Annotated in this window: 32 protein-coding genes and 2 tRNA genes; 23 read left to right on the top strand and 11 right to left on the bottom strand. The window is 65.7% G+C overall.

The genetic code is table 11. The features are described 5' to 3' along the window. Nucleotides 1-3: 3 nt before the first annotated feature. The 11 genes from HAP48_RS42790 to HAP48_RS42740 form a co-directional block, all read right to left on the bottom strand. Nucleotides 4-456 carry a hypothetical protein gene (locus tag HAP48_RS42790; protein WP_166205744.1) on the bottom strand — a complete coding sequence of 151 codons (453 nt, stop codon included), beginning with the start codon at nt 454-456 and terminating at the stop codon, nt 4-6. A gap of 74 nt (nt 457-530) precedes the next feature. After that, the gene (locus HAP48_RS42785; protein WP_166205743.1) at nt 531-773 is read right to left on the bottom strand and encodes a hypothetical protein; all 243 of its coding nucleotides are present in this window, start codon (nt 771-773) and stop codon (nt 531-533) included. A gap of 13 nt (nt 774-786) precedes the next feature. Continuing rightward, complete coding sequence (locus HAP48_RS42780; protein WP_210292754.1) at nt 787-1,011, bottom strand: hypothetical protein; 225 nt, start codon at nt 1,009-1,011, stop codon at nt 787-789. A gap of 16 nt (nt 1,012-1,027) precedes the next feature. Continuing rightward, complete coding sequence (locus tag HAP48_RS42775; RefSeq protein WP_166205742.1) at nt 1,028-1,222, bottom strand: hypothetical protein; 195 nt, start codon at nt 1,220-1,222, stop codon at nt 1,028-1,030. Then, complete coding sequence (locus HAP48_RS42770) at nt 1,219-1,521, bottom strand: hypothetical protein (RefSeq protein ID WP_166205741.1); 303 nt, start codon at nt 1,519-1,521, stop codon at nt 1,219-1,221. Before HAP48_RS42770 ends, HAP48_RS42775 begins: the two co-directional genes overlap by 4 nt. 180 nt (nt 1,522-1,701) lie before the next feature. Continuing rightward, nucleotides 1,702-1,875: a hypothetical protein gene (locus HAP48_RS42765; protein ID WP_166205740.1), complete on the bottom strand. Its 174-nt coding sequence runs from the start codon at nt 1,873-1,875 to the stop codon at nt 1,702-1,704. Between the two features lie 11 nt (nt 1,876-1,886). Further along, nucleotides 1,887-2,105, bottom strand: a complete 219-nt coding sequence (locus HAP48_RS42760) for a hypothetical protein (RefSeq protein WP_166205739.1) — start codon at nt 2,103-2,105, stop codon at nt 1,887-1,889. Nucleotides 2,106-2,135: 30 nt separating this feature from the next. Then, the gene (locus HAP48_RS42755; RefSeq protein ID WP_166205738.1) at nt 2,136-2,330 is read right to left on the bottom strand and encodes a hypothetical protein; all 195 of its coding nucleotides are present in this window, start codon (nt 2,328-2,330) and stop codon (nt 2,136-2,138) included. Nucleotides 2,331-2,340: 10 nt separating this feature from the next. Continuing rightward, complete coding sequence (locus HAP48_RS42750) at nt 2,341-2,589, bottom strand: hypothetical protein (RefSeq protein WP_166205737.1); 249 nt, start codon at nt 2,587-2,589, stop codon at nt 2,341-2,343. Between the two features lie 75 nt (nt 2,590-2,664). Further along, nucleotides 2,665-2,958 carry a hypothetical protein gene (locus HAP48_RS42745; protein ID WP_166205736.1) on the bottom strand — a complete coding sequence of 98 codons (294 nt, stop codon included), beginning with the start codon at nt 2,956-2,958 and terminating at the stop codon, nt 2,665-2,667. Nucleotides 2,959-4,179: 1,221 nt separating this feature from the next. Next, a complete protein-coding gene (locus tag HAP48_RS42740; protein WP_166205735.1) occupies nt 4,180-4,371 on the bottom strand; it encodes a hypothetical protein in 192 nt (63 codons plus the stop codon). A gap of 233 nt (nt 4,372-4,604) precedes the next feature. On the opposite strand from HAP48_RS42740, the gene HAP48_RS42735 reads away from it, so the two are divergent. From HAP48_RS42735 to HAP48_RS42625, 23 genes are all read left to right on the top strand, one after another. Continuing rightward, nucleotides 4,605-5,432: a hypothetical protein gene (locus HAP48_RS42735; protein WP_166205734.1), complete on the top strand. Its 828-nt coding sequence runs from the start codon at nt 4,605-4,607 to the stop codon at nt 5,430-5,432. Nucleotides 5,433-5,963: 531 nt separating this feature from the next. Continuing rightward, the gene (locus tag HAP48_RS42730) at nt 5,964-6,530 is read left to right on the top strand and encodes a hypothetical protein (RefSeq protein WP_166205733.1); all 567 of its coding nucleotides are present in this window, start codon (nt 5,964-5,966) and stop codon (nt 6,528-6,530) included. After that, nucleotides 6,514-6,741, top strand: coding sequence for a hypothetical protein (locus tag HAP48_RS42725; protein ID WP_166205732.1), 228 nt, complete (start codon nt 6,514-6,516; stop codon nt 6,739-6,741). Before HAP48_RS42730 ends, HAP48_RS42725 begins: the two co-directional genes overlap by 17 nt. An 18-nt stretch (nt 6,742-6,759) precedes the next feature. Continuing rightward, nucleotides 6,760-7,206, top strand: a complete 447-nt coding sequence (gene tnpA, locus HAP48_RS42720) for an IS66-like element accessory protein TnpA (RefSeq protein ID WP_166205731.1) — start codon at nt 6,760-6,762, stop codon at nt 7,204-7,206. Next, nucleotides 7,187-7,540: an IS66 family insertion sequence element accessory protein TnpB gene (gene tnpB / locus HAP48_RS42715; protein ID WP_166205730.1), complete on the top strand. Its 354-nt coding sequence runs from the start codon at nt 7,187-7,189 to the stop codon at nt 7,538-7,540. Before tnpA ends, tnpB begins: the two co-directional genes overlap by 20 nt. A 125-nt stretch (nt 7,541-7,665) precedes the next feature. Next, entirely contained in the window at nt 7,666-9,267 is a 1,602-nt protein-coding gene (tnpC, locus tag HAP48_RS42710; RefSeq protein ID WP_166205729.1) for an IS66 family transposase, read from the top strand. Between the two features lie 215 nt (nt 9,268-9,482). Continuing rightward, the gene (locus tag HAP48_RS42705) at nt 9,483-9,902 is read left to right on the top strand and encodes a hypothetical protein (RefSeq protein ID WP_166205728.1); all 420 of its coding nucleotides are present in this window, start codon (nt 9,483-9,485) and stop codon (nt 9,900-9,902) included. Beyond that, nucleotides 9,899-10,237 carry a YkgJ family cysteine cluster protein gene (locus HAP48_RS42700; protein WP_166205727.1) on the top strand — a complete coding sequence of 113 codons (339 nt, stop codon included), beginning with the start codon at nt 9,899-9,901 and terminating at the stop codon, nt 10,235-10,237. The genes HAP48_RS42705 and HAP48_RS42700 overlap by 4 nt, the downstream gene beginning before the upstream one ends. After that, nucleotides 10,230-10,646, top strand: coding sequence for a helix-turn-helix domain-containing protein (locus HAP48_RS42695; RefSeq protein WP_166205726.1), 417 nt, complete (start codon nt 10,230-10,232; stop codon nt 10,644-10,646). The genes HAP48_RS42700 and HAP48_RS42695 overlap by 8 nt, the downstream gene beginning before the upstream one ends. 2 nt (nt 10,647-10,648) lie before the next feature. After that, entirely contained in the window at nt 10,649-10,831 is a 183-nt protein-coding gene (locus HAP48_RS42690) for a hypothetical protein (RefSeq protein ID WP_166205725.1), read from the top strand. Beyond that, nucleotides 10,831-11,349, top strand: coding sequence for a hypothetical protein (locus HAP48_RS42685; protein ID WP_166202861.1), 519 nt, complete (start codon nt 10,831-10,833; stop codon nt 11,347-11,349). Before HAP48_RS42690 ends, HAP48_RS42685 begins: the two co-directional genes overlap by 1 nt. 219 nt (nt 11,350-11,568) lie before the next feature. Then, on the top strand, nt 11,569-11,784 hold the full coding sequence (locus HAP48_RS42680; protein WP_166205724.1) for a hypothetical protein: 216 nt from the start codon (nt 11,569-11,571) through the stop codon (nt 11,782-11,784). After that, on the top strand, nt 11,781-12,077 hold the full coding sequence (locus HAP48_RS42675; RefSeq protein WP_166205723.1) for a hypothetical protein: 297 nt from the start codon (nt 11,781-11,783) through the stop codon (nt 12,075-12,077). Before HAP48_RS42680 ends, HAP48_RS42675 begins: the two co-directional genes overlap by 4 nt. Then, a complete protein-coding gene (locus HAP48_RS42670; protein WP_166205722.1) occupies nt 12,074-12,259 on the top strand; it encodes a hypothetical protein in 186 nt (61 codons plus the stop codon). Before HAP48_RS42675 ends, HAP48_RS42670 begins: the two co-directional genes overlap by 4 nt. Nucleotides 12,260-12,565: 306 nt before the next feature. Beyond that, a tRNA-Phe gene (locus HAP48_RS42665) sits at nt 12,566-12,641 on the top strand. Between the two features lie 208 nt (nt 12,642-12,849). Beyond that, complete coding sequence (locus HAP48_RS42660; RefSeq protein WP_166205721.1) at nt 12,850-13,350, top strand: hypothetical protein; 501 nt, start codon at nt 12,850-12,852, stop codon at nt 13,348-13,350. Between the two features lie 8 nt (nt 13,351-13,358). Beyond that, on the top strand, nt 13,359-13,664 hold the full coding sequence (locus HAP48_RS42655) for a hypothetical protein (protein WP_166205720.1): 306 nt from the start codon (nt 13,359-13,361) through the stop codon (nt 13,662-13,664). A 235-nt stretch (nt 13,665-13,899) separates the two neighbouring features. After that, nucleotides 13,900-14,166, top strand: a complete 267-nt coding sequence (locus tag HAP48_RS42650; protein ID WP_166205719.1) for a hypothetical protein — start codon at nt 13,900-13,902, stop codon at nt 14,164-14,166. Between the two features lie 7 nt (nt 14,167-14,173). Then, nucleotides 14,174-14,250, top strand: a tRNA-Met gene (locus tag HAP48_RS42645). Between the two features lie 529 nt (nt 14,251-14,779). Continuing rightward, nucleotides 14,780-14,986 carry a hypothetical protein gene (locus tag HAP48_RS42640; RefSeq protein WP_166205718.1) on the top strand — a complete coding sequence of 69 codons (207 nt, stop codon included), beginning with the start codon at nt 14,780-14,782 and terminating at the stop codon, nt 14,984-14,986. Further along, nucleotides 14,983-15,159 carry a hypothetical protein gene (locus HAP48_RS42635; protein WP_166205717.1) on the top strand — a complete coding sequence of 59 codons (177 nt, stop codon included), beginning with the start codon at nt 14,983-14,985 and terminating at the stop codon, nt 15,157-15,159. The genes HAP48_RS42640 and HAP48_RS42635 overlap by 4 nt, the downstream gene beginning before the upstream one ends. Before the next feature lie 96 nt (nt 15,160-15,255). Continuing rightward, nucleotides 15,256-15,672 carry a hypothetical protein gene (locus tag HAP48_RS42630; RefSeq protein WP_166205716.1) on the top strand — a complete coding sequence of 139 codons (417 nt, stop codon included), beginning with the start codon at nt 15,256-15,258 and terminating at the stop codon, nt 15,670-15,672. Next, nucleotides 15,669-15,815, top strand: coding sequence for a hypothetical protein (locus HAP48_RS42625; RefSeq protein ID WP_166205715.1), 147 nt, complete (start codon nt 15,669-15,671; stop codon nt 15,813-15,815). The genes HAP48_RS42630 and HAP48_RS42625 overlap by 4 nt, the downstream gene beginning before the upstream one ends. The last annotated feature ends 1 nt before the right edge of the window (nt 15,816 follow it).

Below are 15,816 nucleotides of genomic sequence, written 5' to 3'. Positions count from 1 at the left end.
GGCTCAGTACCCCGCCCAGTCGCGCAGCTCGTTGAAGGTGCCGGCCCAGACGAAATACTCGGCGTAGGCCGATCCGTTGTAGGTGAAGCGGTCGATCACGACGACGGCGCCCATCAGCGAGCGCACCGCCCAGTCGTGGTCCATGATCCACTGGACCTGCGACTTGGAGAACTTGGTGCCGTGCTCGATCGACGAGGCGGTCTTGCGCATCGGGTCGACCGGCACCGCTTTCTGGCGCAGCAGCGGGATCATCTCGTTGCGCTCGATGCGGCAAATCTCGGCCCACTGCGCGCCGGTCTCGGCCTTGAGCACCATGGCGTCCAACCTGGCCTCGAGGTCCGCGATCTGCTCTTCGAGCGGGATCAGCGGCGCGTCGGCGAAGGCGTTGATGAATGCCTTCTGCGCAGCCGGGCTGCGGGTGTCGGCGAGGACGGCGGAAATGGCTTTGGTCGTCATTGGGATGGTCTCCTTGTGCAAAGGGCCGCCCTGCGAAGGCGGCCCGGGTTGAAGATCGGGGGTTGAGGTGAGGGTCAGCCGAACAGCGGCTTGAGGCCCGGCTTCCACTCGGTGCCGGGCCAGACGCGGCCGTTGTAGGAGACGTGGGCGATCATCTTGCCCTTGCCGTCGACGATGTTGCCGCCGGTGAAGGCCTCCAGCGAGGAGCCGCAGCCCGCGCCGAGATCGCCCTTCTCGATGAAGGCGCGCACCGCCTTGGAGGCGGCGGGATAGTCGGCGACGGTCACGGCCTTGGTGCGGGTCAGGTAGACTTTCATGGTGGGCTCCCTGTCAGGCGGTGAACACGACGGTCTCGCCCTCGACCGTGAAGGGCACGGTCTGGGTGACGAGCTTGATCGCTGCGGCCATCGGGACGCTCCACGTCTGAGCGATGACGTTGGCGACGGTCTTGCGATCCCGCGGAAACTTGGCGCCGGCGATCGCCCATCGCACCATGCCGGGCGCGGACACCATTGGGGACGAGCCGAGGCGGAAGGTCTTGATCTTGGTAGCCATGGTCGGGGTCTCCTTGTCAGTTGCGGGAGGGAAGGACGTCGAGCCAGCCGGAGAAGCGCGAGTAGCGCTCCGGCCGGAGTTTGATCAGCGCGGTGAGATCCTCGCGGGTCATCGGATTGGTCTTGTGGGTGACCATCTCCATGAAGGCGATGTTGCCATCGGCCAGCTTGCGGCGGGCGAGCTCGTAGCGTTGCAGCTGCGTGAGGGTCATGCGGCCCTCCCAGCTTCGTGCCGCGCCATCTCGATGCCGGTGCCGATCGCGTCGACCAGCTGGGTGGTGTAGTAGGACGATCCCTCGGCGGCGTTGCGGGCGTCCATCGCGGCGCCGGCGCCGGTGAAGGTCTTGCGACCGACCGTCCAGTAGCCGCTGGCGTGGCTTGCGCTCGCCGAGTGGTGCTCGATCTTGAAGGCGACGCGATACTCGCCCTCGTCGGACGAGATCGTCATGCCGTGCTGGGCCAGGATCGCCTTGGCTTCGCGGATCGTGTAGTGCGTGTTGGTGCCAGCCATGTGCGTCGCTCCTCTCACTTGCCGTGGCGGTATTGCTGGAGGGCGAGCTTGCGGAGTAGTTCGAGCTTCTGTTGGTAGGACATGGGATGGTCTCCTTGAGTTTGAGGAACCGTCTGCGAAACGGTCGTGCAGGAAGCGCACGCTGGAGCGCCGCACATCGGCGGCGCTCGGACGTGAGTTTCAGCAACCAAATTCCTTGGCGTAGCGGTCGAGATCGGCGAGCAGTTCGGCCTTCGTCCTGTAGTGCGGGCCAACCGCCTGATCGGTGTCGGTGGCGATGATCCGCCACAGGTCCTTGGCGTGCTGGGCGTAGGCGAGTTCGGGAAAGCGCGTCCGCCGGTTGTTCGTGTTCATGTTCGTTGCCCTCAGTTGATGGTCTTGAAGCCGTGGTTGGCAGCGGCCATCACGTTGCCGCTGCACGCCATGCCCGAGAGGTGGAGGCCGAAGATCGCGGTGAAGCGCCCCTCCCGGTTGCGCACGATGACCGGTCGCATCTGGTCGAGGCCCAGGGTCGCGAGGGCCTTCATCAGGTTCGCTTCGGTGGCGTAGCTCTTGGCATTGTCGATGTTGCAGAAGTCGATCACGGGTGGTCTCCTTGTGTCGGGGGTTGCGGTTCAGATGTCTTGGACGACGTCTTGGCAGAACATCGTCGCGTGCTTGAACGTGGCGAAGCGCCACGACTTGGTCTTGTAGCCGCCGCGCTTCGGCGCCCTCTTCGGATCGAGGTGGACGAAGAGTCCGAAGGGTGTGTCGCTGATGCGCAGGTTGAAGCGCTTGCCGTGATAGGTGAGCTTGCGTCGCTTGGTCATTGCGGCCTCCTCAGAAATCGCACTTGGCGAGCTTGAGCACGCGGCGATCGCTCGCCGTCGGGCGGATGGACAGGACGCGGCGGATGTCGGCGAGGAAGTCGATCGCCTTCATCCCGGCGCCGCACTCGGCGACGATCTGCTGACGGGACAGGCCACCGGCCTGCATCTCGCGGCGGATGAACTTGTTGGCGTTCTCGGCGGCGATCGCCGCGAGCTGGTGGGCGCGGCGCGACAGGTCGGTGTTGAGCGTTGTGGACATCGGGTGGTCTCCTTGGTTGGCAGGCATGAAAAAGGCCCCGATGCGAACGGGGCCGGGTGAAGTGGGTCGGGTGGATCAGGCGGCGCGGCGACGCAAGGCGCCGGGTCCGCCCTTGCCCTTGGGTGCATCGCGCCAAGCGTCGGGGTACTTGGCCTGGATCGCTTTCTTGTTCTGGTAGAAGCCTTCGCAAGCGACCCGGAAGAACTCCTCGCCATCGCACATGAAGATGACGAAGGCGGTGTCGGTCATGGAGCGGAACGATCCGGCCGTGCGGTAGCAGGCGGCCTCGCTCTCCATCGGGATGGCGTAGGTCGAGGTCACCAGCTTGTTGCGGGTCCAGACTTGGCAGGTCGCGGTGTACTTGGTCATCGTGGTCTCCTTTGGTGGGTGGTGGGGCTTTGATTGGAGCGTCGGGGTTCGGCGCTCTAAGCAAAGCCCCGTCGGGCCTGTATGAGGTCCGACGGGGTCTTGGCTTTACTCGGCCTAGGCCACTGGTGGTCGCCAGTCGCTTCGGCTCTCCTTGCATCGGTCACGCGCAACGCGCGCCGGGGCGGGATACTGAAAAGCGTTGGAATATGTGGAGGAGTTGCACCTGCGCTCCCGGCTGCGACCGGTCGCGATGTGTGAGGCTAATCCTTTTGGCCCCTCCCGACTTTCCAAACTGCCCCGGCCCTTAAACCTGCCCCCTATGGCGACGATGCGCGCGGAAGGGAACGGCCACGGTGGGGTCGGGCACCTCCAGCCAATTGCGACCCCTGCATCTCTGCGGTGTGGCGGCGGACGATCCAACCCCGGGGCCCTTGCAAGTGCATGGGTCGGGACTGCCTTTAGAGCCATGCCCCAAATTTAAGGAGGCGATACCGCCTAGGCTGGAAGCGGGAGGGCCCCGGGAGGGCCCCCACGGAGATAATGCACCGAATGGGTGCATATAGTAAAGGTGAAATGCACTGGAAAGGCGAAAAAGTGCACCGGTTAACCCGTTGAAAACGCGCGTTAATTGGCCGTTAAGGGCCGGAACCGGGATGCTACGGGCCCCCGGGCAGGGCCCCAACGGGCCCGGGCAGGGCCGGTAATGCACCTGACTGGTGCAAAAGGGCCCCTACGGGTGCGCCGGAAACGCGAATGTGCGGGCCCCTAAAGCCCGGGAATCGGGCCCCTAGCAACGCCGCTGATTAGGGAACCGGCCCCCGGCCGGACTTGGAGCCCGGAAACGGAAGGGCCCTAGCAGGGCCCCGGAAGCCCGGGAAAGGCATAGGGCCCGGAGCCGGGCCCGGAAGGGCCCCCGAATCGGGCCCGGGCAGGGAAAGCCCGGGAGATGGCCCGGCATACGGGCCCCGGGCAGGCAGGAAGCCCGGCCCCGGCCCCCGGGAGAGATGGACGGGCCCCGGGCCCCCGAATCACGGGCAGGGAAGCCCGGGCAGGGCCCCAAAACGGGCCCCAAAGGGCCGAAAACGGCCAAAAATGTCTAAAAAGCCGAAAAAACCGCCCCCCCGGCCCATCCCATCGCAGCCTGATGACGGCGAAGCCGTCGCCTTCACGTGAAGCGGTGAGATCGGGAGGGGCGTCGAACCTGGCCGTCGCGTGAGCGGGCTATCGGACCGGCTGCTGGGATCGGCGGATCGCGCCGGTCTCCGGGTCGAGCTCGTAGGTCGCGCCCGGCTGGAGATCGGATGCCAGCACGCGGGAGCCGTCGGTCCACGTCGCGGGGAGGGTGCGCGATCGGCCCTCGCTGCGGGTCACGCTTACGATCACGGCGCCATCTGGCTTGCGGGGTCTGGGCATGTCGCAACCATACCCGCGTGAGCGCCTCCGCATCAAACCCCGTGCCACCTCTGCACCAGAGTGTTGCACGTGAAACAAGGGACATCCATCAATGTCCACTGTCCACCAATGTCCCCTAAGCATGTCCCTTCGGGTGTGCTGGCATCCCGCGCGGCTTTACGGTTCCGTACAATTACGGTGATAGACGAAAGGTCGTTGTCGAGGATTCTGCGAAGCAGATAAGCGAGATGTCCATGCTTCACAGCGTGTCGATCTCCTCTCCCAAAGGTCCCGCCCTCCGTCTCGCCGAGGATTTCCTGGAGCGGCTGGGTCTGACCTGCATCCTGATCGACCGGCTGCCGGGCGCGTCCAAGACGCGCATGGTCAGCCGCCGCATCGCCGCCATGAAGGCGCGCGGCACCAAGGTCTGGTTCCGGACCGAGCGCGAGGCCGCCGCCGTCCTGAAGCAGCTGTTCGAGGCCAACCGCCAGATCCAGCAGTCGAGGGATGGCCTGATGGTCGCGGCCGAGGTCGAGGCCGTGGTGGAGCTGGTCCGGGGCACGGCGTTCTGCGCCGGCATCACCCCGATCGAGGACTGCGACGTCACCACGACGTTCGCCAGCGTCGCCCGGAGGGTGGAGGAGGCGCTCGCCCGCTGGCAGCGCGACGGCACCATGAAGCGGATCAACCGCGAGTACACCCAGCTCAAGGACCGGGTCCACCGCACCCATGAGAACCGCGAGGCCTATGACGCGCTGACCGAGCTCTACAACGCGCTCGACCGCGCAGATCGCGACCGCCTCAAGGCCGAGTACAAGTCGCGCAAGGAGGGCTCGCCCAAGCTGTCGTGGTCGGCCTTCCTCGGGGAGAAGTTCGCCAAGGCCACCATCAAGGAGCCCGGGCAGGGCGCCGGATCGCAGGGACATTCGCAGGGACATTCGGCGGGACAATCGGGGGACAATGGGACATCGTCGGATGTCCCCCTCGACGAATCAGCTGTCAGCTACACCGAGTGGCTGGTCAAACGCCTCGGTTCCGAGCTTTCATCGTGCACCAGCATGGTGCATTTCACGAAAACGTGATCATGGCCGATCCTGTCGATGCTTCAATCCGCTTAGCCGGTGCATCGACCCTCCGTTCCCAGTCGTAAACGCAAATTAATCTTGTTTTTGCTGTCAAAACCGTGGCCTACACACGCCCGGGCGCGGCCACCACTGCGTCATGAGGCACCCCGAGCATCAAGCGAGGGTGTGCCGTTCACTCAGGAACATCGTCAGATTGATTGTGGGGGAAGGTATCCATGAGGGTACTTCCTAACGGGAAGCTGCGCCCGGTCACCCAGACCGGAGACCGCGCGGTCCCGATGGTCCCGCGTCACCCGAGACGACGTCCCTCGTAGTCCCCAACCAGTTTCCCCCGATCCGGCCCTCCGATAGCCGGTCACGTGAGGTCAGCGCCAGCCCTCCTAGGCACGGCTGACGCTGGCCTCCGTCGCTTTCCGCCCCCGCTTCCGTCCCGACACCGCCCATCCTGGCCGGGTAGGGGGAGGCGGGGAAACACCATTGGACGTCCACGTCCAGTTCCGCCCAGCCCCCATCGTTGGACCCCGCCCGATGTCGAAAGACCTCACCGTCGGCTCGATCGTGTTCGAGCCGGCTCGCAACAACGCGCCTCGCACGGTCGAGGAGCTGTCGCGCGTCCTGTTCGGGGACACGCCGACCATCGAGGTCCCGTCCGGGGTCGTCTTTCACACTCCGCCCTTCGGCAACTTCAACCGTCCGCTGGATGGCATCGCTCCGCCCGACATCATCGCCGGCCGGCAGGCGCCCGACCCGCTCTCGCGGTACCGCTCCGAGGATGTGTTCAAGGTCCTCGACCCGGCGGTGCTCGGTCAGACCGTGGCCTCCGGGGTGGAGACGCTGGTCGGGACCGGCGCAGCTCAAGCGGAGCCGGGCCCCGGCACGGGCGCTGACCTCAGCGACCTTCTGGTCGCCCCTCCCGGGTCCACCACCAAAGCTCCCGAGCTGGACCCCGAAGCCGTCGCCTACATGCGCGACGTGTTCGCGGCTCATGCGATGTCCGGGCTGTTGGCCTCCTGCGTCGTCGACCATCGCGACCTGGCCTCGACCGCCTACGACGTCGCCGCGCTGATGCTGGCGGAACGTGCCCGACGTGGGTAACGGCGGCAGCGGCTACCTCACGCTCGACGAGATCAGGCTCAATCCGTTCATGGCGGTCGCCTACTGCGACGACAACCGGTCCTGCTGGTTCGTCGCGGCCTCCACCCGGGAGAAGGCGGTCGCCAAGGTGCACGAGCTGAAGCATCGTAAGCGCTCCTTTCTACGCACCTATGCAGTTGAGCGCGGGGATGGGATGAGGTGTCCACCATGAGCGAGGTGGACACGATCGATGATCACTCCAGAAGAACCTTTGAGACTTGAGACGGTCGGCGTGTTGCGCAATGGCCGGCGTCGCTATGATCCGGCCAGCAAACAGCGGCTGGTCGAGGCCTGTCTGCAGTCTGGCGTGTCGCTGGCGGGGCTTGCGCTGCAACACGGCGTGAACGCGAACCTGCTGCGCAAGTGGGTGGCCAAGCGACAACTTCAGAACGGGGATGGCCAGCCGGAGGCGCGGGCGCCGATTGCGCCAGCCTTTATTCCGGTTCGCGCGCCGTCGCCGTCGCCAACTCGATCTGCTGGCGCGATTGCGGTTTGCGCGACGGAGCGATCCTGTGCAGGGCGGCTGACGGCATCGATGCCCAACGGCGTGACGCTTTCGCTGGAAGGCGGCGACGCGCAGTTGCTGTCGGCGGTGATTGAAGCGCTGGGGCGTTGCGATGTTCCGACTGGCGTCTGATCTTCGGGTCTACCTTCACCGCGAACCGATTGACTTCCGGGCGGGCATCAACAGCCTGGCGATCGTGGTCGAGCAGTCGATGGGGCTGGATCCGTTCCAGCGCGCGGTGTTCGCGTTCTGCAATCGTCGCCGCGACCGGATCAAGCTGCTGATTTATGATCGGTCAGGATTTTGGATGCTGCTGAAGCGGCTGGAGGCCGACAGATTCCACTGGCCCCGAAGTCAGGAGGCGGTGCTGACGCTGACGACGGAGGAGCTGCACTGGCTGCTTGACGGCATCAACATCGCGGCGGTGCGTCGTCATCCGGTGCGGCAATATCAGAGCGTGGGCTGAGCGTGTTCGATGCGGGCGGCGTCATCGGGCTTCGGCATGGCCGTTCTCAGATGACGCGGCCGAAGACATGACGAAGACATGGGAGCCCGGTTGACGCGGCGGCATGACTTCGATTCAAGACTCCGATGAGTCGCAAGCCCACGACGCACGAACTGGAAGCCTTGATCGCGGCGCACGCGGCCGAGATCGCGGCGCTGAAGGCCGAAAACGAGAAACTCGCACAACGCGTGCTGCATCTAGAGGAGCAGTTGCGCCTGGAGCGCCTGCACCGGTATGCGCCGAAGAGCGAAAAGCTCAAGGAGCGCATCTTCAACGAAGCCGAGCAGGCCGCCGCTGAAAGCCGGGACGACGACGATGTCGAGGCGGTCGCCGTGCCGGACACGGGATTGCCGGAGGCTCCAAAGCCGGCGCCGAAGGCACGCGGCCGCAAGCCGCTGCCTGACGATCTGCCGCGCCAACGCGTCGAACACGATCTGGGTGAGGATCAAAAGGACTGTCCGTGCTGCCATAATCGGATGCATCGGATGGGCGAGACCGTCACCGAGCAGTTGCACGTCGAGGTCAAGGCGTCGGTGCTGCAACATGTGCGGTTCAAATATGCCTGCCGTCACTGCGAGCGCACCGCGCTGAACACCCCGATTGTGACCGCGCCGATGCCGGCGCAGCCGCTGCCGGGTAGCGTCGCCACGCCATCGACGCTGGCGCTGGTGCTCGCCAACAAATACGTCGACGGCACGCCGCTGTACCGTGTGGCGGACGCGCTGGGGCGCGCCGACGTCAGCATCAGCCGCGGGACGCTGGGCAACTGGGTGATCCGGGCGAGCGAGTTGCATCTGCATCGGGTCTATGACGCGCTACAGCAAAAGCTCATGTCGCAGCCCCTGGTCCACGGCGACGAAACCTGGGTCCAGGTTCTTAAAGAGGACGGCCGTGATGCGCAGGCCAAATCCTTCATGTGGGCCTATCGCAGCGGCCAGGACTGCGCGCAGCCGGTCGTGCTGTTCGATTACCAGCCCGGTCGCGGCCAGCAACATCCTCAGGCCTTCCTGGCCGGCTATCGCGGCTTGTTGATGAGCGACGGCTATGACGCCTGGCGCACGCTGACAGGCGCGACCCATCTCGGCTGTATGGCGCATGCGCGCAGGAAATTTACCGATGCGCTCAAGGCCAGGACAAAGCCTGGCGGTCCGCCATTGCAGGCGCTCAAGTTCTTCGAGGCGTTGTACGAGGTCGAGAGGGTGGCGCGCCAGACGCCGCCCGACGGCGAAACGCGCGCCGCATACACCTTGCGGCTGCGCCAGCAGCATAGCCTGCCGGTATTGGCCGCCTTCCGGACCTGGCTCGACGACCAGGCGCCGAAGGTGCTACCCGAAAGCTTGACCGGCAAGGCGATCGCCTATGCACGCAACCAATGGGATTATCTGACCCGTTACACCAGTGACGGTCTCGCCCCGATCGATAACAATGTTCTGGAGCGCGACATCAGGCCGTTTTGCACCGGACGAAAAAGTTGGCTGTTCAGCGACACCGTTGCCGGCGCCAAGGCAAGCGCCGTGATCTACAGTTTGGTGCTGACATGCCGGGCATGCGGCGTCGATCCCTATGCATGGCTACGTCACGCGCTCACCGAATTGCCCCAACGCGCGCCAGACGCCGATATCGAAGATCTGTTGCCGTTCAATTGCACCGCTCAAAAAAACCTGCCAGCTGACAACGACAGCGGCTGACCGTCAAACGCTCAGGATCAATCAAGCCGTTCCGATGATCCCGCTGGGCCCCGGCGCCACGCGACGCCGCGGCCAGCCGCGCGCGCAGCCTGTGCAGTAAAATGCGCGCTTACGAAGCATCAGCTGGGCGTGCCCGAGTATCTCGTCGTCGCGCACTTCAAGGTCGCCGACCTCGAGCTCTACTTCGCGCACCCGGCGAACTACAGGCCGATCTGATGAAGAGCTTCCCGCGGCACTGCTCCGAAAACTGTCTCACGCTCGCAGCCTGCATCAAGGATGGCTGCAAGGCGCCCGTGCAGCCGGACCTCCGGCTGGTGTGCGAGGAGTGCGAGTACTTCTTCGACGCGGCTGACCCGCGCGCGTCCATCCTCAACACCGACGAGTTCGGTCCGAAGTGCCCGGCCTGTGCCATCCAGTTGCACGGCGGCACCGAGGCGTGGGCCCTCGCCAACGGCTGCCAAGGCATCTGGGGCGACACCATCCGGTGGACCAAGGCCGAGGCGGTCGAACTGCTGAAGGACACTCACAAGGATACCGAGAGCCGGGTGATCCCGGTCCGGGTCTATGAGGAAGCCGACAGCTATCGCATCGAGCTGCGCGAGTATCGCGAGCGAGAGTGGGAAAAGTCGCGGTGAGCCTCTGTGATCGCTGCTACGCGCCCGGTCAGTGCTGCCGGGTGATGCATCTGTCGCAGAACGGCGAGCCGCTGACGGTCTGGACCGACGAGGACGTGAGCGCGCAGGCGCGCGCGCACGGTCTGCCGTTCGAGCCCATCGCGCCGCTGTCGAGCTACGTCGATCCGGAGAGCGGGCGGCCTTACGCCACCTTCGAGTGGACGTGCCCGAAGCTCGGCGCCGACGGCCGCTGCACGATTTACGAGGACCGTCCGGACGTGTGCCGATCCTTCGAGGCCGGCTCCGATCCGCTATGCGTGCATTTCAACGGCGCCGAAGCGGGGACGCATGACTGAGCTCGAAGCGCTGCGCGATCGCGTTGCCCAGCTGGAGGCGATCCTCGGCGTCGACGAGCCGTTCCTCGTGCAGCTGCGCCTGGCCTTCGGCCTCACCGGCGCCACGCAGCCGAAGATCCTCGGCATGCTGCTCAACCGCTCCTTCGTCACCCACGACGCGCTCTACGCGATGCTGTACGGCCACCGGCCGGACTGCGATCTGCCGTGCGACAAGACGGTGGACGTCCACCTCAGCAAGCTGCGCAAGACGCTGAAGGGTCACGGCATCACCTTCCGCACCGTGGTCGACGGCGGGTACGCGATGGACACCGCGAACAAGATCAAGGTTCGCGCCAAGCTCGGGCTTCCCACCCAGTCGCGTCCCCATCCGGGGCACCCCGACTTCCCGGCGATCCAGACGGGGCGCTGACGGTGTCCAACGTCGTTCCCTTCACCACGTTTCAGTATCTGCGGCTGCAGCACGAGATCGAGCGCTTCACGCGCTCTCTCCCGCCAGCCGCGCCGCTGATCGGCTCGCGCCAGCAGCGCGAGCGCGACGCGCTCATCGACCTGATCGGTTTCGCCAAAGAAGGCGCCCCACCGGAGATCGCCTGATGTTCGCTGAACTACTCGACCTCATCAACATCCACCGCGCCAAGCGCAATCAGCGCCGCGCATCTCGTCCTCCGCATCTCTCGATGGAGCAGCGGATGGCTCACCTTGAACTGGAGCTGCAGCATATGTCCGCTGAACAGGATCATCTCACCACCGCCGTCGCCGCATTGCTTGCCGCGATCCCCGCCGCCGTCTCGATCATGCAGACCGAGACCGCCAAGATCGTCGCCATCGCCAGCCAGGTGCCCGGTGTCGACCCGGCCGTGGTCGAGTCCTCGGCCAACGCCATCGACGGCGTGGTGAAGGCGCTCGGCGATGCGGTCAACGCCGCGCAGACCGCGCTGGCTGGTCAGCCGGCTCCCGCTGCTGCCGCCGCTGCGGCCCCGGCTGCTGCTCCGGCCGACGCCACTCAGGCGCCGGCGGCGGCTCCGGCTCCGACCGATCCGGCTGCGGCTCCCGCTGCTCCTGCTGCTGACCCTGCCGCCGCTGCTGCTCCTGCGGCTCCCGCCGCGCAGTAACCGACCACGACAACGGCCTCGCCTCTGGACCAACAGGGGCGGGGCCACCTCTAGGCCATGGGGAGAGCCGCGTGCCTAGCCGACGAGATTGGTCTCCCGTCGGGCCCTCGCTGTGATGTCCGTGGGGGCGCATCCGGCTTTGAGAACAGCGGCAACTATCCTGATGCCCGGGCCCAGCCCGGGCATTTCCATGTCAAGCACCCACGCAGGTCCCCCGCCATGTTCAAACGCGCTTTCGATCACGTCGCCGCTCAAGCGGCCGCTCTCGCCATGTCCGGCACCGGCTCGCGCCGCTACATCCGCTGGATCACGCGCGGTCAGCGCACCGCCGCCTACTACAAGAACGGTCTCAACGGTCCCCGCGCAGTGGCGCGGCGGCTCCGCCAGATCGAGGCGGGCTCGCTCACCGAGGCCAACGGTCTGGTGCGCGCGTGAGCAAGGTGGAGGTCGCCGTCCAGCCGCAGCCCTCTGACGAGCCGAAGCTCGTCGGCAGCGTCACGTTCCGCGGCCGCTTCCACTTCCACCGCGAGTTCGGCAGCGTCACTGAGCGCGCCTTCGATCGCGTGCGCGGTTACCGGCAGGGTATGACGGTCCGCACCAAGTGCTTCCCGAACACGCCGCGGGTGATCACCAAGGTGATCGTCCCCGAGCTGGGCGCCCGCGTCTACGTACTCGACGGCGGCAAGGCCTTCGTACCGCACGACCAGATCGTGGATGCTTGGTGGTGAACGACGTCAAGGTCGGCGACCGCGTGACGCTCAAGTTCCTGCGGCTTGGCGATCCGCGCCCAGACGCGCGGCGCGCCACCGTCCTGTCGATCCACAGCTCGCGCATCGGCGTCGACTATGCCAAGGTCCGCACCGACTGCGGCGTCGAATGCCTCGCCTTCCTGCACGAGCTCGATCGCTGAGGCTCCACGCCGGGCACTCACGAATTGCTGATCGCGAGACCAAGATTTTTCTTCCATCGTGCTGGCGGGGCGCGCTATACGCGCCCCCGATGCAACGAGGTGCTCGTACCGCTCCTTCGCGCATTGTTTGTCAGTTCGTCGTGACCGACTATCGAGGGGCCGTCTCTGTCGGAGGCGGTCCCTCAGTCAGTTTCATGCCCTGCGCGTCTCAGGACGCCTCCCGATCTTGTCGCCGCTGCGCACCATGGCAATACGCAGCGGCGGTTCGATTGAACCCGGTCGCGCCGGGGGCAGGGCTGCTCATTCGCCAAGGTAGCTCAGCCGGTAGAGCGCCGCGTTGAAGGCGCGGGCGTCGGTGGTTCAAACCCATCCCTTGGCACCAAAGATAGGCAGGCTTGGCGGTGTTCTGGGATGGTATCTGGAGCTTTCGCGACGTCAGGGGCTCGATCCGTCCCCAGCTCCTCGCCGAAAGGTCGAAGTCTCCGCGGTCATACCATCGCGCCTTCGGCTAACGGATCTCCAATTCCTCGGTGGGTTGTGGTTCGAGCCCACCCTTCCCAGCCAGTTCCGCCGGTGATAGTTCTCGGGCCATGACCGTGCCCAGGATCGCCATCACCGCCATCGCTTTCGCCGCCGCCCTTGTGCCGGCCGCGGCCGACGACATCCCCGAGGCCATGAAGCCGATCGCAGCCGCTGCGCGGATCTTCGCCCTCGAGAACAACCTGCAGGACCAGATCGGCGTCCACGACGAGGACGAGGGGCACATCGGCGAGAAGTTCGAGGTGAACCACGCTCCCGGCGAGAAGTGCACGTTCACGCTGCGGCACCGGGACGGGCCCATCGTCGAGACGATCTCGTTCGACAAGCTGTCCGACGAGTATCGCGCCTCGCGCGGCGCCAAGTACGCCGCTCTCACCGTCCCGGGTCGCGCCGGCGCCGTGTGCGAGATCAGGGGCTCGACCAAGCGCTGCTCCGACCAGCTCGCGATGACGCTGTTCGTCGACGCGCAGGCGCCGACCGAGCTCGACCTGGCTGTCCGGGCGCTGCGCTACTTGGCCGGCATCTGCCCGGCAGCCGCGCTCCCATTCTGAAGGTCCTCATGAAGCGCCGCCGCAACGAGCTGGTCGTGATCGAGTGCTTCAACGTCGACGAGGACGCGGAGTACGGTGACATCGTGGTCGACCAGACCACGCCGCATATCGCGCGCGGCGGCGAAGAGGCTGAGGCCAGCCGGCTCGCGCTGCTCGATGGCATCAAGCGCATTTACGGATACGGCAACTGGACGGCCAGGATCGTCTACCGCTTCCGCAGCCCGCAGCATCTGAGGCGATGGCTTCGCCGCGGCTCGACATGGCGCGGTCGCCACCCGGTGTTCTTCGGGCGCGAGTACTTCAAGGTCATCTAGTTCAAAGGGCCCCACGATGGGCCCTCTCGCGGTGCGCCGTTTGCGGGGCGCTTAATGGTAGGCAGAGGCTTCGGCCGAAAAACACCGCCGCATCAATTCGCCAGCAGCCCTGTTCGCGGACTGGCGCAGTTCAACGAGGGTGGGCGCTACGGGCCGCTGGTCAAGTCAGCGTTTCAGGTACCGCAAGCGGCCCTCGTTGGACACCTTTCCCCCACAGTAGAAAGAGACCCCACCAGTGACCCATCAGGCCACCGGCGACGATGTCGTCGAGACCATCATCGAGTCCGGCACCAACACCAGCAAGCGCGTCGAAGCCGATCCGCGGACGGTGCCCGAGCACGACTTCAACGTCGGCGACGTCGTCACGACCAAGGGCGACGACGTGCCGGTCACCATCGAGCACATCGAGGGTCACATCGCGGCGGTCGTTTGGTTCAACATGAACCAAGACATCTGCCGCTCGAACCTGCTGATCGCAACGATCGAGCACTTCAACTGCTAGAGTTTTCTGCGGGGTGGAGCAGCCCGGTAGCTCGTCAGGCTCATAACCTGAAGGCCGTCAGTTCGAATCTGACCTCCGCAACCAGATAGGGGCGCTTGTATCGCGTAGCCCCGACCTCACGAGAGAGCCGGGCGTCCCGGCCCGTTTCGCTTCGTTGACGCCAAGCGACACCGCCTGGCTCTCTCGCCCACATAGCTCGCCCGCCGCGCCCGTGCGCGGTCGGGACGCCGTATAGGGCGGGCTGTCGCGTTTCACTTCACACACCCAGGGGTATCCGCCCGAGACTGCCGTGGCAACGGCTCGGTCAACGGACCCCGCCATGCAAGCCGCGCTGACCGGGGAGCCACGTGCCCGGAGCGGGGGAGAGATGCCCTCCACAGCGGATGTCGGAGAAAGGCGCGTCCCGACTGAAGGCAAAGAAATCGGCGACCAAACCAGCCCGCTGTAAGGCGATGGGGCGAAACATCGTCGGGGGTCTGCAAGCCTCCACAACAATCCCCACGGTCCCCCATGCCTGCCTACATCCTGATCGCACTGATGTACGTCGGGTCGGCGCACAGCGCCGGCTCGATCACCACCGCCGAGTTCGCCGACGAGCGAAGGCGTCGCGCTGATGGCCGAGGTTCGCGTTGACATCGAGAGCGCGAGCGACGTCGCGATTGGCGACGTTGTCGCCATGAAGGGTCAGCCGTACACGCCGATGACAGTCATCGGCGCTGGCGACAACCACATCAAGGTGATGTGGCTCGACCTCAAGCGGCAAATCCAGCGCGCCGAGCTGCACTTCAAGACGCTGCACAAGGTGACCTCGTTAGCATGAGCGCCCCGGCAGTGCCCTCCAACCCGCACCAGATCTACCAGTCCGCCAAGCACGAGCGGATCTACATCGAGAAGGACGGCAAGCTGCTGCTCTCGATGTCGTTCACCGAATGGTCGTGGATGCTCTCGCGCCCCCAGCCGGTACGCGACGAGACCTTCGACTTCAGCCGCTAACGCGGCGCCTCATTGACCCGGCCCGCCTCTCACTGACGCGCATATGGCTGGGTGCTCCACGCAGTCCCCCACTGCATCACCCCAAGGACCAGACCAATGGCCTTTGAAGAGATCGAGACGGTCACCAAGACCAATCAGCCGCCGATGGCGAAGCTGACCTACATGCGTCCCAAGGTGCGCGGCACCGGGCAGTCCAAGCCGGGCACCGAGCCCCAGCTGATGGTCTCGATCCCGACCACGGTCTGCGGCGCCGCCAAGGCGGAGCGATACGTGCTCCAGCTCGGGACCGGCGACGACCTCGGCAAGATCCGCATCACCGGCTCCACGTCGGAGGCCGCGATCAAGCCGCGCGAGCTGATGCACGCCTTCGTGTTCTCGTTCGGCTACGTCCCCCGGCTGGGTGACGATATGTTCGACGACGAGCGCGGCGTGGTCCGCAAGATCGACGACAGCACCTTCGAGATCAAGGTGGCAGCGTCGCTGTTCCCGCCGGCGCCGGGCAAGAGCAAGTGAAAGAGCAACTGATCCGCCGGTTCGCGCCCGTCAACGTGCACTGGGTGTCGGTGGCGCTTGCCATCGCCGCAGGCGCCATCGGCTATTCCGGTCATGACGGCTGGGGCTGGTGTCTGTTCCTGATCTTCCTCATCGAGTGCTGAT

Origin of the sequence: Bradyrhizobium septentrionale (assembly GCF_011516645.4) — a bacterium.
Lineage (GTDB): Bacteria > Pseudomonadota > Alphaproteobacteria > Rhizobiales > Xanthobacteraceae > Bradyrhizobium > Bradyrhizobium septentrionale.
Note: the sequence above shows the minus strand (reverse complement) of the source record. Positions and strands in the feature narration are given on the sequence as shown.

Excerpts from the sequence above, each read along its gene's own strand:
- HAP48_RS42790 (WP_166205744.1), bottom strand. The coding sequence starts at position 456 with ATGACGACCAAAGCCATTTCCGCCGTCCTCGCCGACACCCGCAGCCCG.
- tnpB (WP_166205730.1), top strand. The coding sequence starts at position 7,187 with ATGTTCCGACTGGCGTCTGATCTTCGGGTCTACCTTCACCGCGAACCG.
- HAP48_RS42750 (WP_166205737.1), bottom strand. The coding sequence starts at position 2,589 with ATGTCCACAACGCTCAACACCGACCTGTCGCGCCGCGCCCACCAGCTC.
- HAP48_RS42740 (WP_166205735.1), bottom strand. The coding sequence starts at position 4,371 with ATGCCCAGACCCCGCAAGCCAGATGGCGCCGTGATCGTAAGCGTGACC.
- HAP48_RS42755 (WP_166205738.1), bottom strand. The coding sequence starts at position 2,330 with ATGACCAAGCGACGCAAGCTCACCTATCACGGCAAGCGCTTCAACCTG.
- HAP48_RS42745 (WP_166205736.1), bottom strand. The coding sequence starts at position 2,958 with ATGACCAAGTACACCGCGACCTGCCAAGTCTGGACCCGCAACAAGCTG.
- HAP48_RS42780 (WP_210292754.1), bottom strand. The coding sequence starts at position 1,011 with ATGGCTACCAAGATCAAGACCTTCCGCCTCGGCTCGTCCCCAATGGTG.
- HAP48_RS42630 (WP_166205716.1), top strand. The coding sequence starts at position 15,256 with ATGGCCTTTGAAGAGATCGAGACGGTCACCAAGACCAATCAGCCGCCG.
- HAP48_RS42635 (WP_166205717.1), top strand. The coding sequence starts at position 14,983 with ATGAGCGCCCCGGCAGTGCCCTCCAACCCGCACCAGATCTACCAGTCC.
- HAP48_RS42640 (WP_166205718.1), top strand. The coding sequence starts at position 14,780 with ATGGCCGAGGTTCGCGTTGACATCGAGAGCGCGAGCGACGTCGCGATT.
- HAP48_RS42775 (WP_166205742.1), bottom strand. The coding sequence starts at position 1,222 with ATGACCCTCACGCAGCTGCAACGCTACGAGCTCGCCCGCCGCAAGCTG.
- HAP48_RS42765 (WP_166205740.1), bottom strand. The coding sequence starts at position 1,875 with ATGAACACGAACAACCGGCGGACGCGCTTTCCCGAACTCGCCTACGCC.
- HAP48_RS42685 (WP_166202861.1), top strand. The coding sequence starts at position 10,831 with ATGTTCGCTGAACTACTCGACCTCATCAACATCCACCGCGCCAAGCGC.
- HAP48_RS42770 (WP_166205741.1), bottom strand. The coding sequence starts at position 1,521 with ATGGCTGGCACCAACACGCACTACACGATCCGCGAAGCCAAGGCGATC.
- HAP48_RS42705 (WP_166205728.1), top strand. The coding sequence starts at position 9,483 with ATGAAGAGCTTCCCGCGGCACTGCTCCGAAAACTGTCTCACGCTCGCA.
- HAP48_RS42735 (WP_166205734.1), top strand. The coding sequence starts at position 4,605 with ATGCTTCACAGCGTGTCGATCTCCTCTCCCAAAGGTCCCGCCCTCCGT.
- HAP48_RS42655 (WP_166205720.1), top strand. The coding sequence starts at position 13,359 with ATGAAGCGCCGCCGCAACGAGCTGGTCGTGATCGAGTGCTTCAACGTC.
- HAP48_RS42680 (WP_166205724.1), top strand. The coding sequence starts at position 11,569 with ATGTTCAAACGCGCTTTCGATCACGTCGCCGCTCAAGCGGCCGCTCTC.
- tnpA (WP_166205731.1), top strand. The coding sequence starts at position 6,760 with ATGATCACTCCAGAAGAACCTTTGAGACTTGAGACGGTCGGCGTGTTG.
- tnpC (WP_166205729.1), top strand. The coding sequence starts at position 7,666 with ATGAGTCGCAAGCCCACGACGCACGAACTGGAAGCCTTGATCGCGGCG.
- HAP48_RS42660 (WP_166205721.1), top strand. The coding sequence starts at position 12,850 with ATGACCGTGCCCAGGATCGCCATCACCGCCATCGCTTTCGCCGCCGCC.
- HAP48_RS42695 (WP_166205726.1), top strand. The coding sequence starts at position 10,230 with ATGACTGAGCTCGAAGCGCTGCGCGATCGCGTTGCCCAGCTGGAGGCG.
- HAP48_RS42785 (WP_166205743.1), bottom strand. The coding sequence starts at position 773 with ATGAAAGTCTACCTGACCCGCACCAAGGCCGTGACCGTCGCCGACTAT.
- HAP48_RS42730 (WP_166205733.1), top strand. The coding sequence starts at position 5,964 with ATGTCGAAAGACCTCACCGTCGGCTCGATCGTGTTCGAGCCGGCTCGC.